At 67.7% G+C, this 16,972-nt stretch carries 14 protein-coding genes; 9 read left to right on the forward strand and 5 right to left on the reverse strand.

Annotated features, from left to right (window positions below; all coding sequences use genetic code 11):
* The first annotated feature begins 9 nt into the window (after nucleotides 1–9).
* A complete protein-coding gene (locus ACGFNP_RS17535) occupies nucleotides 10–984 on the forward strand; it encodes a malate dehydrogenase (protein ID WP_358330115.1) in 975 nt (324 codons plus the stop codon).
* Nucleotides 985–1,256: 272 nt separating this feature from the next.
* Here ACGFNP_RS17535 and galE read toward each other — a convergent pair whose 3' ends face one another.
* Complete coding sequence (gene galE / locus ACGFNP_RS17540; protein ID WP_393319567.1) at nucleotides 1,257–2,210, reverse strand: UDP-glucose 4-epimerase GalE; 954 nt, start codon at nucleotides 2,208–2,210, stop codon at nucleotides 1,257–1,259.
* 86 nt (nucleotides 2,211–2,296) lie between these two features.
* On the opposite strand from galE, the gene ACGFNP_RS17545 reads away from it, so the two are divergent.
* From ACGFNP_RS17545 to ACGFNP_RS17555, 3 genes are all read left to right on the forward strand, one after another.
* Nucleotides 2,297–3,610 carry a hemolysin family protein gene (locus ACGFNP_RS17545; RefSeq protein WP_358330110.1) on the forward strand — a complete coding sequence of 438 codons (1,314 nt, stop codon included), beginning with the start codon at nucleotides 2,297–2,299 and terminating at the stop codon, nucleotides 3,608–3,610.
* Between the two features lie 14 nt (nucleotides 3,611–3,624).
* The gene (gene trpS / locus ACGFNP_RS17550) at nucleotides 3,625–4,629 is read left to right on the forward strand and encodes a tryptophan--tRNA ligase (RefSeq protein ID WP_358330107.1); all 1,005 of its coding nucleotides are present in this window, start codon (nucleotides 3,625–3,627) and stop codon (nucleotides 4,627–4,629) included.
* 129 nt (nucleotides 4,630–4,758) lie between these two features.
* A complete protein-coding gene (locus tag ACGFNP_RS17555; RefSeq protein ID WP_393319571.1) occupies nucleotides 4,759–6,033 on the forward strand; it encodes an ATP-binding protein in 1,275 nt (424 codons plus the stop codon).
* 99 nt (nucleotides 6,034–6,132) lie between these two features.
* On the opposite strand, the gene ACGFNP_RS17560 is transcribed toward ACGFNP_RS17555, so the two are convergent.
* Nucleotides 6,133–6,639 carry a MarR family winged helix-turn-helix transcriptional regulator gene (locus ACGFNP_RS17560; RefSeq protein ID WP_393319574.1) on the reverse strand — a complete coding sequence of 169 codons (507 nt, stop codon included), beginning with the start codon at nucleotides 6,637–6,639 and terminating at the stop codon, nucleotides 6,133–6,135.
* Between the two features lie 60 nt (nucleotides 6,640–6,699).
* Between ACGFNP_RS17560 and ACGFNP_RS17565 the strand changes: the two genes are divergently transcribed.
* Entirely contained in the window at nucleotides 6,700–7,980 is a 1,281-nt protein-coding gene (locus ACGFNP_RS17565) for an amidohydrolase family protein (protein ID WP_393319577.1), read from the forward strand.
* Between the two features lie 107 nt (nucleotides 7,981–8,087).
* Nucleotides 8,088–9,020: a YihY/virulence factor BrkB family protein gene (locus tag ACGFNP_RS17570; RefSeq protein ID WP_358330095.1), complete on the forward strand. Its 933-nt coding sequence runs from the start codon at nucleotides 8,088–8,090 to the stop codon at nucleotides 9,018–9,020.
* On the opposite strand, the gene ACGFNP_RS17575 is transcribed toward ACGFNP_RS17570, so the two are convergent.
* Complete coding sequence (locus ACGFNP_RS17575) at nucleotides 9,013–10,140, reverse strand: D-alanyl-D-alanine carboxypeptidase (RefSeq protein ID WP_358330092.1); 1,128 nt, start codon at nucleotides 10,138–10,140, stop codon at nucleotides 9,013–9,015. The genes ACGFNP_RS17570 and ACGFNP_RS17575 overlap by 8 nt on opposite strands.
* An 89-nt stretch (nucleotides 10,141–10,229) precedes the next feature.
* Here ACGFNP_RS17575 and ACGFNP_RS17580 point away from each other — a divergent pair, with 89 nt between their 5' ends.
* A complete protein-coding gene (locus ACGFNP_RS17580) occupies nucleotides 10,230–10,433 on the forward strand; it encodes an SCO4848 family membrane protein (protein WP_250904727.1) in 204 nt (67 codons plus the stop codon).
* Here the strand turns inward: ACGFNP_RS17580 and ACGFNP_RS17585 are convergent.
* Nucleotides 10,393–11,796 carry a peptide ligase PGM1-related protein gene (locus ACGFNP_RS17585; protein WP_358330089.1) on the reverse strand — a complete coding sequence of 468 codons (1,404 nt, stop codon included), beginning with the start codon at nucleotides 11,794–11,796 and terminating at the stop codon, nucleotides 10,393–10,395. The two genes, ACGFNP_RS17580 and ACGFNP_RS17585, sit on opposite strands and share 41 nt — an antisense overlap.
* Nucleotides 11,797–12,297: 501 nt before the next feature.
* Between ACGFNP_RS17585 and ACGFNP_RS17590 the strand changes: the two genes are divergently transcribed.
* Nucleotides 12,298–13,509: a M20 family metallopeptidase gene (locus ACGFNP_RS17590; RefSeq protein ID WP_214633381.1), complete on the forward strand. Its 1,212-nt coding sequence runs from the start codon at nucleotides 12,298–12,300 to the stop codon at nucleotides 13,507–13,509.
* Between the two features lie 126 nt (nucleotides 13,510–13,635).
* On the opposite strand, the gene ACGFNP_RS17595 is transcribed toward ACGFNP_RS17590, so the two are convergent.
* Nucleotides 13,636–15,510, reverse strand: a complete 1,875-nt coding sequence (locus ACGFNP_RS17595) for a Xaa-Pro dipeptidyl-peptidase (protein WP_393319583.1) — start codon at nucleotides 15,508–15,510, stop codon at nucleotides 13,636–13,638.
* Between the two features lie 292 nt (nucleotides 15,511–15,802).
* Between ACGFNP_RS17595 and ACGFNP_RS17600 the strand changes: the two genes are divergently transcribed.
* Nucleotides 15,803–16,882, forward strand: a complete 1,080-nt coding sequence (locus tag ACGFNP_RS17600) for a BMP family ABC transporter substrate-binding protein (RefSeq protein ID WP_358330083.1) — start codon at nucleotides 15,803–15,805, stop codon at nucleotides 16,880–16,882.
* The last annotated feature ends 90 nt before the right edge of the window (nucleotides 16,883–16,972 follow it).

The following is a 16,972-nucleotide window of genomic DNA, read 5'->3' on the forward strand; positions in this document are numbered from 1 at the left end:
GGGAAGGCCATGGCCACGCCCGTCAAGGTGACCGTCACCGGAGCCGCCGGTCAGATCGGCTACGCACTGTTGTTCCGCATCGCGTCGGGGCAACTGCTTGGCTCGAACGTCCCGGTCAAGCTCAGTCTGCTGGAGATCCCGCAGGCGGTGAAGGCAGCCGAGGGCACCGCCATGGAGCTCGACGACTGCGCGTTCCCGCTGCTGTCCGGCATCGAGATCACCGACGACCCGAACATCGCGTTCGCGGGTGCCAACGTCGCACTGCTCGTCGGCGCCATGCCGCGTAAGGCCGGGATGGAGCGCGGCGACCTGCTCGGCGCCAACGGCGGCATCTTCGGCCCGCAGGGCAAGGCGATCAACGAGCACGCCGCCGACGACATCAAGGTCCTGGTCGTGGGCAACCCGGCCAACACCAACGCGCTCATCGCCCAGCAGAACGCGCCGGACGTCCCGGCCGACCGCTTCACCGCGATGACCCGCCTCGACCACAACCGCGCGCTGTCCCAGCTCGCCGCCAAGCTCCAGGTCCCGGTCACCGAGATCAAGAACATGACCATCTGGGGCAACCACTCCGCCACTCAATACCCGGACCTCTACCACGCCGAGGTCGGCGGCAAGATCGCGGCCGAGCAGGTGGAGTCCGAGTGGCTGCGCGACACGTTCATCCCGACGGTGGCCAAGCGCGGCGCCGCCATCATCGAGGCCCGCGGCGCCTCGTCCGCCGCCTCCGCGGCCAACGCCGCGATCGACCACGTCTATGACTGGGTCAACGGCACCGAGTGGACCTCGGCCGCCGTCGTGTCGGACGGCTCCTATGGCGTGCCCGAGGGGCTCATCTCGTCGTTCCCGGTGCGGGCGGCCGGGGGCCGGTTCGAGATCATCCAGGGCCTGGAGATCGACGCGTTCTCCCGCGACCGCATCGACGCCAGCGTGCGCGAACTCACCGAGGAGCGCGACGCGGTGGCGTCGCTCGGCCTGATCTGATCTGTCCTGGTCTGTCCTGACAAGGCGCGCGTCCGTTTCCGGGCGCGCGTCTTTTGTCTGGGCGGCGCATGTACGATTTGCGGCTTATTTCCCTTTTCGTACACTAAGGGCAAAGGGTGATACCCGTGGCCGGAGCCGGCGGCGAGGTGGCGAATAACACCCCTGCCGCCGCGGTGAGGCTGCCCAGTAGAACGAGGACGCCGAAGACTACCTTCGTGACCCTTGGTGAAAAGCTCCTCACATTTCGATATCACAGCACATATCTGGACTTCCTATACCGATTTCCCGGAAAGCGCCCCCCAAGCGTCAGAGACGATGTCCCGCAGGGAGGCGCGCTCGGCCTTCCAGCCCAGCTCGCGCCGGATCTTCTCGGACGACGCGACGAGCACGGCCGGATCGCCCGCCCGGCGTGGCCCGAGGACGGCGGGGATGTCGTGCCCGGTGACCTCGCGGCAGACCGAGATCACCTCCTGGACGGAGAAGCCGGCGCCGCTGCCCAGGTTGTAGATCTTGTGCTCTCCCGGGGAGAGCGCCTCCAGCGCCAGCAGGTGGGCGACCGCCAGGTCGGCCACATGGACGTAGTCGCGCACGCAGGTGCCGTCGTCCGTCGGGTAGTCGGTGCCGAACACGCTGACCGACTCACGCTCGCCGGTGGCCACCTTGAGCACGTTCGGGATGAGGTGGGTCTCGATGGCGTGCCGCTCGCGATAGCGGCCGTACGCGCCGGCCACGTTGAAATACCGCAGGCTCACCGCTCCGAGGCCGTACAGGCCCGCGTAGGCGGTCAGGGCGGTGTCCACGGCCAGCTTCGAGGCGCCGTACGGGTTGGTGGGCCGCGTCGGGTCGGTCTCCAGGATGGGGGAGCGCTCGGGCTCTCCGTACGTGGCCGCGGTCGAGGAGAACACGATCCCGCGCACGCCCTGCTCGCGCATCGCGTCGAGCAGCGCCAGCGTGCCGCCGAGGTTGTGCGACCAGTAAAGGCCGGGCTTCTCCACCGACTCGCCGACCAGCGACTTGGCCGCGAAGTGCAGCACCGCCTCGACGCCCGCCAGCGCCTCGTGGGCCTCGGTGATGGAGCCGCGGACGAACCGCGCCCCCTCCGGCACCGCGTCCTCGTGGCCGGTCGACAGGTCGTCGAGCACGGTCACCTCGTGGCCCGACTCGACGAGCTGCGCCGCCACGACACTGCCCACGTATCCGGCGCCTCCGGTGACCAGCAACCTCATGGTTACTCCTGTGGCTATATGTTTGATTTTGTCGGGCTCGGGCTTCAGCATACGCGGGAAATCCGCCGAGTACGCTGCCAACCACCATGTTTGACACCCTCGCGGCCAATATCGCGCTGGTCCTGCTGTTCATCCTCGGCGGCGGCTTCTTCGCCGCCGCCGAGATGGCGATGGTCTCCCTGCGGGAGAGCCAGGTGCGCAAGCTCGCTCAGAGAGGTCGCCGCGGCGAGCGGGTGGCCAAGCTCGCCCGCGACCCCAACCGCTTCCTGTCGGCGGTGCAGATCGGGGTGACCGTCGCCACCATGCTGTCGGCCGCGTTCGGCGCCGACCGGCTCGGTATGCAGTTCGTGCCCGTGCTCGAACGGTGGAACGTGCCCCACGCCGTCGCACCCGTACTCGCGCTGGTGCTGGTGACGCTCGCCATCTCCTACGTCTCTCTCGTGCTCGGTGAGCTGGCGCCCAAACGCCTGGCCCTGCAGCGGGCCGAGGGGCTCTCGCTGGTCGTGGCGCCCTTCCTCGACCGCCTGGCCGCGCTGTCGCGCCCGATCATCTGGGCGCTGTCGAAGTCGACCGACGGCGTGGTCAAGCTGCTCGGCGGCAACCCGCAGGCCGACCGGGAGGAGGTCACCACCGAGGAACTCCGCGACATGGTCGTCGGGCACACCGACCTGACCGCCGACGAGCGCAAGCTGATCGCCGAGGTGTTCGCCGCGGGCAAGCGCCAGCTCCGCGAGGTCATGCTGCCCCGCACCGAGGTGGAGTTCATGGAGGCCGACACCACGCTGGCGGAGGCGGCGGTGCTGGCCTCGGGGCTGCCGCATTCGCGCTTTCCCGTCTATCGCGAGTCGTACGACGAGGTCATCGGGTTCGTGCACGTCAGAGACCTGCTCGACCCGGTGCTCACCGGGCGGATCGAGCCGATCAGCGAGCTGGTGCCGATCCGGCCGGTCAAGTTCGTACCGGCTTCCAAGCGCCTGCTCACCACCCTCTCGGAGATGCGCGACGAGGGCCACCACCTGGCCATCGTCGTCGACGAGTACGGCGGGACGGCCGGCATCGTCACGCTGGAGGATCTGGTCGAAGAACTCATCGGCGACATCAGGGACGAGTACGACGTCGAGGGCGACACCGTGGTCCTCCCGGCGGGCGAGATGGAGATCGACGGCCTGACGAACCTCAACGACTTCTACGCCCAGACCGGCATCCGGCTGGCCGACGGCCCGTACGAGACGCTGGGCGGGTTCGTGATGTCCGTGCTCGGCCACGTGGCCGCCTGTGGGGAGGTGGTGGAGGTGCCCGGATTCGAGCTGACCGTCACCGAACTCGACGGCCGCCGTATCGCCAGAGTGAGAGTGAAACGGCGTCCAGCCGTCGAGTCGCCGCCCGACCTGGATTCCTGACACAATTGGCTGCTATGGCCAGACCTCGTGTCCTCTCCGGCATCCAGCCCACCGCAGACTCCTTCCACCTGGGCAACTATCTGGGTGCGGTCCGCCAATGGGTGACGCTGCAGGAGACTCATGACGCCTTCTACTGCGTCGTCGACCTCCACGCGATCACCGTGCCGACGGAGCCGGCCGCGCTGCGCCGCCGCACCCGCGTGGCCGCCGCCCAGCTGTTCGCCGCCGGGCTCGACCCGGAGCGCTCGACGGTGTTCGTGCAGTCGCACGTTCGGGAGCACACCGAGCTCGCCTGGATCCTCATCTGCCTGACGGGCATGGGCGAGGCGGCCAGGATGACGCAGTTCAAGGACAAGTCCGCCAAGTTCGGGGAGAACGCGGCCAGCGTCGGGCTCTTCACCTATCCGGTGCTTCAAGCGGCCGACATCCTGCTTTATCAGGCCAACAGTGTGCCGGTCGGCGCCGACCAGAAGCAGCACCTGGAGCTCACCCGCGACCTCGCCGGGCGGTTCAACCACCGCTTCGGCGACACGTTCACCATCCCCGAGCCGTACATCCTCAAGGAGGTCGAGAAGATCACCGACCTCCAGGACCCGACGGCCAAGATGTCCAAGTCGTCCTCCAGCCCTGCGGGCATCCTCGACGTCCTGGAGCAGCCGGGCCCGCTGCGCAAGAAGGTCATGCGCGCGGTCACGGACACCGGGTCCGAGGTCCTGTTCGACGAGGACGGCAAGCCCGGCATCTCCAACCTGCTCCGCATCCTGTCCGCCCTCACGGCCACGCCGATCCCCGACCTGGTCGCGCGCTACGCCGGGCAGGGATACGGGACCTTCAAGAAGGACGTGGCGGAGGCCGTGGTGGAGGCGTTCACGCCCATCCGCGAGCGCACGGAGAAGCTCCTGGCCGACGAGGCCGAGCTGGACCGCCTGCTGGCCATCGGCGCCGAGCGCGCCGGCGCCGTGGCCCGCCAGACCATGGCCGAGGTACGCGACCGGGTCGGCTTCCTGCCCAGCCTCTGACCTGCCTGGCGCCAGAGGTGTGATCTTCGGCAGATCTAAAGGCTGATCTTCGGCAGATCTAAAGGAAGAGGTTCGGCAGATCTAAAGGAAGAGGTTCGGCAGATCTAAAGGCTGGGCTACAGTGCACGCATGAGGGAAGCGGTCGACTACCTGCCTCGGCGTGCGGCTTCTCTGGTGTATGACGCACTTGAGGACACCCGTGTCGTCGTCGTCAACGGTGCTCGCCAGGTCGGTAAGAGCACCCTTGCCGAGCGGGTGCTGCGCCATGTCCCCGGCAGCGTGGCCCGCTTCCTGGATGATCCAGTCACCCGCCTGGCGGCGCATGAAGATCCGGTCCGTTTCGTGAGTCATGACGGGCTGATGCTCATCGATGAGGTGCAGCGGGTGCCTGATCTTTGGCTCGCCATCAAGCATGTGGTGGATCGTGACCCGCGCCCTGGACGATTCCTGCTCACCGGATCCGCTCGTCTTCTCGCGCTACGCAGCCTCCCTGACTCGCTGCCCGGCAGGTCGGAGACCATCGAGCTCTGGCCGCTCTCGCAGGGGGAGATCGACGGCCATGAGGACGGCTTCATCGACGCGGCATTCGCGATGGGGGAGGATCTGCGCGCCGAATCGATCGGTCTACGCCGAAAGGACTATCTCGCTCTGGCCGCTCGCGGCGGATACCCAGAGGCGGTCAAGCGGACAACTCCTCGGCGTCGTGAACGGTTTTTCGACGGCTATCTGGCAGATCTGATCGCCCGGGATGTGAAACAGGTCGCCGAGATCGAGCGCGCGTCCGACATGCGGCGGTTGGTCGCCTTGCTGGCGGCTCAGACCGGAGGGCTGCTCAATATGAGCCGACTCGCGAGCGAGCTGGGTCTGTCGAGCCCGACCGTTCGCAGCTATGTGGAGATTCTGGAGACCATCTTCGTGGTCCGCCTTGTGCCGGGCTGGTCGTCGAACGCGACCACGAGAGCCGTTGCCACGCCCAAGGTGATCTTCGTCGACCCAGGCATGGCCGGATACCTCACCAGCGGAAGCGTCGCCGACGCCACCCATGGCGGGCTCCTCGAGAACTTCGTGCTCAGTGAGATGACCAAGCAGCTGACCTGGGCTGACACATCGGCTCGCCTCTATCACTATCGAGACCGAGACCAGTACGAGGTGGACGGGGTCCTCGAGAACAACGCGGGCGAGATCGTCGCCATCGAGGTCAAGGCGGCGGAGACCATTCGCGCCGATGACTTTCGCGGACTGCGGCTCCTCAAGCGTCGCTTGGGCGATCGCATGATGGCGGGGTTCGTTCTGTACTGCGGGCCTCAGTCGTTGAGTTTCGGCGACGGGCTCTCCTGCCTCCCGGTCTCCGCTCTTTGGACGACGCGTTCTCCAGCGCAGGCGCCGCTTTCCGGCGATCAGTAGCCAAGACAGGGATCACCAGGCGACGACGCCGCCATCCTCGCTGAGTAAGACGCCGGTCGTGGGCATAGGACGTGCCCGCTCCCACGCTGGAGCAGGTCACTAGCGGAAGCGGCGGCGGCCCACGGCCAGGAGCACCTCCCGGAGGGCGTCCGCCGCCTGTCGTACCGCTTCCTCCGGGACGCCCGCCATCACCTCCTCGTGGGCCTTTCCCGAGGCCTCCAGGGCGGTGTTGGCCAGGCGCAGGCCCTCGGGGGTGAGCTGGACCCACCTGCTGCGCGCGTCGCCGGTGTTGGCCGCCCGCTCCACGTACCCGGACGAGGTCAGGCGCTGCAGGACGTTGCTGGTGCCGCCCGAGGTGAGATAGAGGCTCTTCGACAGCTCGCTGGGCTTGAGCCGGTGCGGGGGGCCGGTGCGGGTCAGGGCGGCGAGGACGTCGAACTCGGCGTAGGTCAGGCCCAGGTCCGCCAGCTCGGCCTTGATCGCCGTCTCGAAGAGCATGTTGAGGCGGGACATGCGCTTGCTCAGTTCGAGGCCGGCGACGAGCGACGATGACAGGCCCGAGTCCTGCCAGCGGGGGACCATCGCGTCGACCTCATCGTGCTTCATGGATCGAGGATACTTGGCGGTATATTGCTTTCTAAAAAGCTTCTTACTAAGCTTTTCGGTATGACAACTTTGATCAGGAACGGAATCGTCGTCGACACGGAGCCGGAGCCGGTCGTGCTCGGGCAGGTGGACGTACGGGTCGAGGACGGCCTCATCGCCGAGGTGGGGCCGGATCTGCCCGAGGTGCCGGGGGCGGAGGTCATCGACGCGACCGGGATGATCGTGCTGCCGGGATTCGTCGACAGCCACCGGCACACCTGGCAGGCCGGCATCAGGGCGATCGCGCCCGACATCACCTTCGGCGGATATCTGCAGCGCATCCTGGGCGAGCTGGCCCCCGGCTACCGGCCCGAGGACGTCTACGCGGGGAACCTGGCCGGAGCGCTGGAATGCCTGGACGCCGGGATCACCACGCTGCTCGACTGGTCGCACGTGCAGTTCACGCCCAAGCACACCGACTCCGCCGTGCGGGCGCTGCGCGAGTCCGGCATCAGGGCGATCTTCGGGTACTGCCACGGCGGCCCGCGCGAGAACCTGCTGAAGGAGGGCCACCGGGTCCATGACGAGCACTTCGGTACGGCCGGCCTCGTCAGCATGGCGATCGCCGCCCTCGGGCCGGAGATCGTCAGCGAGGAGGACGCGCTGGAGGAGTGGCGGCTGGCCCGCGAGCTCGACCTGCCCGTGACCGCGCACCTCGGCGGCCACAACAGGGAGAGCGCGACCAAGGGGCTGGCGTTCCTTTCGGCCAACGGGCTGCTGATGCCGCGTACGACGTACGTGCACGCCAACCACTACAGCGACGACCAGCTCAAGCTCATCGCCGACAGCGGTGGCGGCGTGTCCGTGTCGCCGATCGACGAGATGGCCCTGGGCATCGGCTACCCGATCAGCGGGCGGGCGCGGGCCGCCGGGATACCCACCTCGTTCAGCATCGACACCGTGACGTGCGCGCCCGGTGACATGTTCAGTCTGATGCGGGCTGCGTTCGCGCTGGAGCGGGGTCGTCCCGATGGGCAGGGGCTGGGGTTCCGCGCCGGTGACGCGCTGCGGATGGCCACCATCGAAGGCGCCGAGGTGGTGGGGCTCGGTGACACCGTCGGCTCGCTGCGCGCCGGGAAGCAGGCCGACCTGGTGCTGCTGCGTACCGGCACGCTGGGCATGGCGGCCGCGCACGATCCGATCGGCGCGGTGGTGCTGAACGCCGACACCAGCGCCGTCGACACAGTCCTGGTCGCCGGGCAGGTGGTCAAGCGGGACGGGCGGCTGCTGCGCCACGACGTCACGGAGGTGCTCGCCCGGCTCGCGGAATCAGCCCGCGCAGTGACCGCCCCGCGCTCCTGAACGAGCCTCGCGGTTCACGAGCCCGCGGTTCGCGCGTCTCCGTGGTACAAGAGCGGTAGCCAGGGCAGGTGCCCGGTGACGGCGGGGCACCTCGGAAGGCGGCGCGCGTGTTGGCGAAGGTGATGGCGCGCGTCGAGTCGGCCAAGGCGCGGGGCGGCCGCATCGTCGAGTCCTGGCGGATCCGCCGCCCCTGGCTCGACCATCTGATGAGGACCGTGCAGCGCTACCAGCTGCGATTCGGCGACCGGCTGGCCGGCGCGGTGACCTACTTCGCGTTCCTGTCGTTCTTCCCGCTGATCGCGCTCGCCTACGCGCTGTTCGGGTACGTCCTGTCGAACGACACCAACGCGATCAGGGCGCTGGAAAGGGCGATCAAGGAGCAGTTGCCCGGACTCGCCGACCAGATCAACCTTCAGGCCATCGCCGAGGCCAGGGCGACCGCCGGGATCATCGGCCTGGCCGGTCTCCTCTACGCGGGCCTGGGCGCGGTGGACGCGCTGCGCGGGGCGCTGGCGGAGATCTCGATGACCACGGCCCCGCCGCTGAACTTCTTCGTCGGCAAACTGCGCGACCTGATCTCCCTGCTCATGCTCGGGTTCACCATGGTCGTGTCGGTGCTGATCGGCGGAGCCGCCACGCAGGCGACGACCAACGTCGCGACGACCCTCGGACTGGGCAGCGCGCCGGTGACGACCGGCACGCTCTGGCTGGTGGGACTGGTGGCCAGCGTGGCCGCCGACTGGCTGCTGTTCCTGATCGTGCTGGGCTGGGTGGGCCGGACCACCCAGCCCTTCCAGGTGCTGGCCAGGGGCGCGCTGCTCGGCGCCGTAGGGTTCGGGCTGCTCAAGCAGGTCGCGTCGCTGCTGCTGGCGCAGACGCTGTCCAACCCGGTCTATGGCGCGTTCGCCGTCATGGTGGGGCTGCTGGTGTGGATCAACCTGTCCGCCAGGTTCGTCCTGTACGTCGCGGCCTGGACCGCCACGGCCGGACTCAACCCGCCGCCGTCACCCTCACCCATACCCTCGAACGGGTTCACCTGAGCTCGAAGTTCTCCGGGCCTCGGGACTTCAGAGCCAGGCGTCGCCTGCGGCGGATGCCGTACCCCAGCCAGATCAGGCCGAACAGCAGCCCGCCACCGATCACGATCGAGCCGACCGTGCGGCTGGTGTCCGTCTGCTTCGACGCGGCCCGGTCGAGCAGCGGCGCCGGGACCGGCGACGCGGTGATGACCGGCGCGGTCGCCTGCTGCACGGGCAGCACGGCCGGCAGCGGATCGACGAGCCGGCCGACCGGCGTGATCTTGCCCCGGGCGGCGAAGCCCCAGTCGAGCAGGTCCGCGACCTCGTCCCAGAAGTACCCGTCATGCCGCATGATGGTCACGATGATCGTGTGGCCGCCACGCGTCGCGGCGCCGACGAAGCTGCCCAGGGCCTTGGACGTCCAGCCGTTCTTGACGCCGATCATGCCCTTGTAGCGCCACAGCAGTTTGTTGTGGTTGCTGATCTCGTAGTAGTGCTTGGGCGCCGGAAACTTTGCCGTCTTTGTGCTGATATATCGCCGAAAATCGGGGTTCGCCAGACCGGCCCGCGCGATGAGCGCCAGGTCATACGCCGAACTGCTCTGCCCTGGCTTGTCCAGCCCGCTGGGCGTCTTGGCCACCGTGTCGTTCGCCTGCAGGCGCTTGGCCTCGGCGTTCATGTCGCTCATGGTCTTGGCCAGGCTGCCGTTCGCCTCGGCCAGGGCCATCGCCGCGTCGTTGCCCGACGACATCATCAGCGCCCTGAACAGGTCGTCGACCTTGTAGAGCGGCTTGGTCGTCAGACCGACGGCGGTGCCCTCCTGGTTGACCGCGTTCCTGCTCGGCTTGACCGTGAGGTTCTTGTCCAGCTTGGGAATGAGCGTGAGCGCGGTGAGCGTCTTGAGCGTGCTGGCCGGCAGGTAGCGCCCGTGCGGGTTCTTGGCCGCGAGCACCTCGCCGGTCTCCAGGTCGGCGATCACGTACGACGTGGCCTTGGATTTCGGCGGTGCCTTGATGCCGTCGGGCTTCACCAGACCGCGGCTGCCCAGCAGATCCCCGCCGACGGGAGCCGTCGACCCGGAATGGGCCGGTCCCGTGAGCGCGACCGCCGCGAGGAGTGCCGTGACAGGCACCAGTTTCATCAGCATGGCGGTCTCAGCGTAGCTTCGTGTCATTGCACATGTGCCGACACATCCCCCGATGCTCGGCGCCTGATACTAGAGAAGTGGTCATGTCGCGAAAGATCGCCGGATTCCTCATCTTGCTCGGCGTGTTCATGGTCTTCGAGTGGGTCAACCTCGGGTTTAACCTGCAAGACGGCCATCCCACGAGCTTCTACGTGGTGCACGGCATCCTGATCGGAGTGAACCTCATACTCGCGATCGTGCTGGGCGTCATCGGCTGGAAGGGACTCCGCAGAGCGCGCGACAGGTGAGCCGGTGCAACTCGTCGGCCTCCTCGCGGGAGTCGCCGATCGTGGTGAAGCCGAGCTTGCCGTGCTCGGGGATCGCCCCGAGCAGATGGAAGACGTTTCCGGTACGACGGGCGTGATCGAAGCCGAGACCGAGCTGCTCGGCCATCCGGACGACCTGGCCGGGGGACCGCCCGCGGAGGGAGCCGGCCGCGCAGTTGTCGGTCGCGGTGTAGTACTTGGGCTGGTCGCCGGCCATGAGCAGGCCGGTGGCCGGGTCATAGGAGGCGCCGGTGGTCAGCACCGTGGCGCCGAAGGGATGCGTGGTGCCGCCGATCCGCAGGTTGACCTCGCACAGCAGCGCCGCGTAGCCGGCGTCGGTCTCCAGCGCGAAGAAGTCCATGCCGAACAACCCCACCACGCCCCGCTCCGCCATGATGCGGGCGATCCGCTCGGCCGACGCGCCCACCTCGTCGCGGTACTCCGGCGCCGCCGGGAACGTGCAGCCCTGGTAGACGTCGTTGTTGGCGCCGCCGAGCACCTGGTCGTGGGTGGCGATGACGTGGTGCCGGCCGTCGGGCGTGATGCGGGCCAGCGCGCTGGGGTGGTGGAGCGGGCGCTGCTCGATGTACTCCTCGACCACCGCGCCGCGTTCGCGGATCTTCGTGGTGAAGCTCTTCCAGGTCTCGCCGTACGCGGAGAATCTCGTCCGAGATGGGTCGCCCTTGGTCACGATGGCGTTGCCGAGCCCTGAGTAGCCGTCGTTCAGCTTGACCATCACCCGCTCGCCCGGCAGCGACTCGATGGCGTCCTCGATCTCGGCCAGGGCGTGCAGGTCGCCGAAGCCGCGGGCCATCGGCACGCCGGCCTCCTGGCCGACCTCGCGGGAGCCGCTCTTGGAGCCGTAATAGGCGAGCGAGGTGGCCGGGCCGTAGATGGGAATGTTCAGGAACGAGGCCAGTTCCTCCTCCAGCTCGCTCAGCACGAACGGCACCATCCACGCGTCACCGTCGATCGCCTCGCGTACCTGTTCGAGGACCTCGGGCCGCGAGAGCAGGGTTCTGGTCAGCGGCTGCGAGTGCGGGTCGTCGAGGCTGATCAGGCGCAGCCGCTTGGCGGCGTCATCCGGATCGGGCAGGAAGCCGAAGTAGTAGGCGATGATGTCCGGATCGATGGGCGCGGAGGAGAGGTAGACCACCTTGACGCCGGGTTCGCGGAGCGTGAGCAGGAGGAAGAGCAGCCGCTCCTCATAGCACCTCGCCCCGGTGATGCGGCGGAGCTCATCCTGCGGGAGGGAGAGCGAGGGCACGACCACCAGGGTCCCCTCGCCCGGCTCGAAGATGCTCAACCCGGCATACTTCTCCCCGAACGGGATTTTAGTGATCATATTGCGAGTGAAACACGCAGTCTATACGAAAGCATCCATCGTCGGAGTGTCATGACCATGACGGGAGGTGACAGGATTCGAAATCCTTGACCACGTTTGGAAGTGGCGTCCGCGGGTCACCAACTAATGATCCCTTGTGACTATTTTTCGGGTCAGCCGAGCCCTCACGCACGGTGACGACCTGCGGTTACGGGCATGCAGTCGGCTGACTTTCGGGGTATCTGTCGGCGCGAGACCGCGCCTAAGAGATAAAGTTGGTGCATCGCCTTCGGGTTCATGGCCGACCGCCGTGTTTCCGTAGTGGGTTGTCCTCAGGAGGGGATCACAACCCCCGTGCCGACGATCTCTGGCACCGAAACCTGTGGGTGCGGCATTTTCGCCGGACGGCTGCTCTGACCGGACAGCTGGCCTCAGCGATGCCAAAGGACGATTTACGGCGCTATAAGCCGTGCGACTTCGGGCAGTCGACGATCGCGTGGCAATTGGACGGGACGGTGACTCATGCGGGGACGTGAGCTTCGGGGGGAACTCGACGCGTTCCTGACGGAGACCGATCAGGAGTTGGTGGCATTCCGCCGCGACTTGCACATGCATCCTGAGCTGGCCTTCGCCGAATATCGCACGACGCAGCGCATCGCCGAGCGGCTCACCGCCGCCGGTCTGATGCCGTCGGTGCTGCCACGCGGCACCGGCCTGATCTGCGACGTGGGCAGTGGAGACGGTCCGACGGTCGCGCTGCGCGCGGACATCGACGCGCTGCCGCTGCACGACGAGAAGGACGTGCCCTACCGCTCGACCGTTCCCGGCGCCTGCCACGCGTGCGGCCACGACGTGCACACCGCGATCCTGCTCGGCACCTCGATCTTCCTCGCCCAGCAGGCCGCCGCCGGCCTGCTGCCCGGCCGGGTCCGCCTGATCTTCCAGCCCGCCGAGGAGTTGCCCGGCGGCGCGCTGGAGGTCATGGCGCACGGTGGCATCAGCGGCGTGGAGCGCATCTTCGGCCTCCACTGCGACCCGCGCGTCGACCTCGGGCAGGTCGGGCTCAAGCCCGGCCCGATCACCTCCGCCTGCGACAAGCTGGTCATCAGGGTGTCGGGTCCCGGCGGCCACACGGCCCGGCCGCACCTCACCGCCGACCTGGTCTTCGCTCTCGCCAAGGTGCTCACCGAGCTGCCCGCCGCGCTCTCGCGCCGGGTGGACCCGCGTTCCTCGCTCAGCCTGGTCTGGGGCAAGGTGGAGGCCGGCACCGCGGCCAACGCCATTCCCGACGAGGGCGTGGCCGAGGGCACTGTGCGCTGCCTCGACGAGAACGCCTGGCACGCCGCGCCCGACCTGATCAAGTCGCTGCTGGAGTCGGTCGCCAGCGCGTACGGGATCGAGGCGACGATGGAATACACCCGTGGCGTGCCGCCGGTCGTCAACGACGAGATGAGCGTCGACATGCTGGCCGAGGCGGTGGAGCGGGCGCTGGGGCCGGGCGCGGTGGTGCCCACGCAGCAGTCGCTCGGCGGCGAGGACTTCGCCTGGTACCTGGAGTCGATCCCGGGGGCGCTCGCCCGCCTGGGCACGCGCTCGCCCGGCGGCGTCACGTACGACATCCACCAGGGGACCTTCGACGTCGACGAGGCCGCCATCTCGATGGGCGTCCGCTTGATGTCCGCCACCGCCCTGACCGCGCTGTGGGAACCGGTCGTGGACTCGATCCTCGCCTGATTTTCTGTTACGGCCAGCATGGGCCAGCCCCACCCTTCTGGGCGGGGCTGGCCTCTTTCCAGGGGCACGCTCCTGGGGTTTACGGGGCTGGACGCCGTGACGTGCGCATTCTTGACCCCGGCCGCCCTAGGGCTTGGTCACCGGCAGGATCAGTGATGAGTGGGCCGGGTCGATCGTGAATTTGCTGCCTTCTGGGTAGCGCAGGGTGTAGTCGTGGTCGGTTGAGGTGATGATCAAGCCGATCTTGTGGCCCTGTTTGAAGCGGTAGTCCTTGGGCTGGAAGTCCCAGGTGAAGGTGTAGTCCTTTGAAGGGCTGATGGTTTCTGTTCTTGCTGGGTCGTGGCGGTTTCTGATGTCCAGCCAGCCTCTTGAGACGATCTTGTAGGGGGTTGTCGCGGTGCCCAGCCTGCGCAGTGCCGTGCAGCCTGTGTCGCCCGGGACGCCTTGGCCGTAGCAGAGGGTTTCGCCGGTCGCGACCAGGGTTCCGTCCGCTCTTGTGTCCGTGCCGTAGTCGACCAGCAGGGCCGTGAGATAGGGGGAGGGGCCGGCGTCGCGGGCGGCGCGGAGTGAGATCTCCGGGGTGCCGGAGATCCGGACGTCCGCCGGCAGCTCCGGAGTCAGGTAGGCCAGGCGGTTGGGGTCCGGGGCGGAGGCCGTTTCCACGAGTTGTTCGGCGGTGCGGGTCTTCTGGTCGACGAAGGATTCGCGGGTCGAGCGCTGCGGCAGGAGGCTCAGCTTGGCGCCGGAGCCAAGATGGAGGGCTACGGGCTTGGTGGCCGGAAGTGGCCACGATCTGTGAGTGCCCCACTCGCCGGGGGCGATTTCGACGTCCGCCTGGGGCTCCCGCATGATGCCGCTGTCGATCCCGTACAGCCAGTAGTCGAACCAGCCGTGCAGTTGCCGGAGCCATTCGACGGTGCGCAGGTTGAAGGGGTTCATGTGAGTGCCCTGGTGCAGCCAGATCTTGCGTGGCACGTGGCGCTTCGACAGGGCGTACCACCATTGGGCGAACTGCTTGGTCTTGACGTTCCAGTCGTTGAGGCCGTGCACGAGGAAGACGCTGGCTTTGACCTTGTTCACGTCGTTGAGGTAGTTGCGGGCGTTCCAGAAGCGGCTGTAGTCGCCGCTGATCCGGTCCTGGGTCGCCGTCAGGTAGTCCATGACGGGTCCGCAGACCTGCTGGCCGGCGGCGCGGGTGAGCACGTACTTGGCCAGCACGTCCGCGTCCTCGCCCTGGAAGCCGCCCGCCGCCACCACGCCGCCGTTCGCCCGGTAGTAGTCGTACCAGGAGGAGATCGCGGCGATCGGCACGATCGTCTTCAGTCCCTCGACGCCCGTCGAGGCGACCGCGTTGGGCAGCGTGCCGTTGTAGGAGACGCCGATCATGCCCACGTTCCCGGTCGACCAGGTGGCCGAGACGGGCTCGCCCTCGGGGGTGAACCCCTTCGCGCGGCCGTTCAGCCAGTCGATCGCGGCCTTCGGGCCGGCCGTCTCGTTGCGGTCGCCGGTGGTGGGGCAGCCGGTGGCGCGGCCGCTGCCCAGGTTCTCGACCAGCGCGATCGCGTAGCCGCGGGGCAGGAAGTAGTTGTCGTAGTAGCCGTCGAACGGCTCGGTCGCCAGCTTGTTGGCGTACGCGCGCAGGGTCGGCAGCGGGTTGCCGTTCTCGTCCACGTCCACGACGTGGTTCGGCACGTCGTTGCCGCCCGCGTAGTAGGGACTGGCCTCCATGATGACCGGGACCTTCAGGCCCTCGTCGGTCTCCTTCGGGCGCAGGATGTCCACGGCGACGCGGTCGGGCAGGCCGTCGCTGTCGCTGTCGGTCCCCGCGACCTCGACGTACACCGTCTGCTTGACGGCGTCGGCGCGGGAGAAGACGGGCTGGGTGGCGTTGTTCTCGATCGTGATGGTGGGGGTGCCCGCCTCCGCTGTGGCGGGCGATGTGCCCATGGCCGCGAGAAGGACCGCGGCCATGGGCACGATCATGGCCTTCCAAGGATGCATGTAGGGCTCCAGGATGAGATAACCACCGTTGATCAGTGAATCTCTGCCATGATCGGCTGGACGGCAAGGGCCCCCCTGCGTTCAAGGTTGGGTAAAGCTTCGGGTGCCGGTCCCCGTCTCGCATCCGCAGATTCAGGTCACGGACGCGACTGATGTCGATAACGGAGCGGTTGCGACCCTGTGTGCCGGTTTTGTCCGCCCTGGTCAACCAACTATCTTCCGTGCAGGGTTGCCGTACATTTCTTCGCGCCCGCGATGAAGTTTGACGGCGGGGAAATGGAAGGGAGTCGCCTTGCTCAGCAAGCGATTCGGCAGGATGGCGGCCGGCTCGGTAGCCGGTGCCATGCTCATGGCGGCCGCGGCCTGTGGCGGCAGCGGCGGTACCGGAGGGGATGCCACGTCCAGCGCGGCACCCAGCTCCGCGGCCAGCAGTGAGGCGCCGAAGTCCGGCGCGCTCAAGGTGGGTCTCGCTTTCGACGTCGGCGGCCGTGGCGACAAGTCCTTCAACGACGCCGCCTACGCGGGCCTGGAGAAGGCCAAGACCGAGCTCAGCGCCGACATCAAGGAGCTGAGCCCCGCGGCCGACGGCTCCAACCGCGGTGAGCTGCTCCGCCAGCTGGCCGACGCGGGCTACAACCCGATCATCGGTGTCGGCTTCGCCTACGGCGACGACATCAAGAAGACGGCCGAGGAATACCCGGAGATCCAGTTCGCGGTCGTCGACTCCGCCTCGAACGCGGCCAACGTCACCGGCCTGCTGTTCGCCGAGGAGCAGGGCTCCTACCTGGCGGGCGTCGCCGCGGCGCTCAAGGCCAAGAGCGGCCACGTCGGCTTCGTCGGCGGTGTCGAGAACGACCTGATCAAGAAGTTCCAGGCGGGCTTCGACGCCGGCGTGAAGTCGGTCAAGAAGGACGCCAAGATCGACGTCAAGTACCTGACCCCCGACGGTGACTTCAGCGGCTTCAAGGCCCCCGACAAGGGCAAGGTCGCGGCCGAGAAGATGTTCCAGGACGGCGCGGAGATCGTCTACCACGCCGCCGGCGACTCGGGTCTGGGCGTGTTCCAGGCGGCGGCCGCGGCCAAGAAGAAGGCCATCGGCGTCGACTCCGACCAGCGCCTGACGGTCAAGGAGACCGACCTGCAGTCGGTCATCATGACCTCGATGCTCAAGCGCGTGGACGTGGGCGTGTTCGAGTTCATCAAGGCGTTCCAGGGTGGCGCCAAGGGTGGCAGCAACACCATCTACGACCTCAAGGTCGACGGCGTGGGCCTGGCCACCACCGGTGGCGAGATCGACGACATCAAGGACAAGCTGGACGCCGCGAAGCAGGACATCATCGACGGCAAAATCACGGTTCCGTCCAAGCCGTAATTGAGATAGGAACGTTGATCGAGGGCCCGGAGTCCAACCCGACCCCGGGCCTTCGGCCTATCCCTCACACAATGAGCGGAGCGATTGAGG

This window comes from Nonomuraea sp. NPDC049269, from assembly GCF_043197155.1.
Taxonomy (GTDB): domain Bacteria; phylum Actinomycetota; class Actinomycetes; order Streptosporangiales; family Streptosporangiaceae; genus Nonomuraea.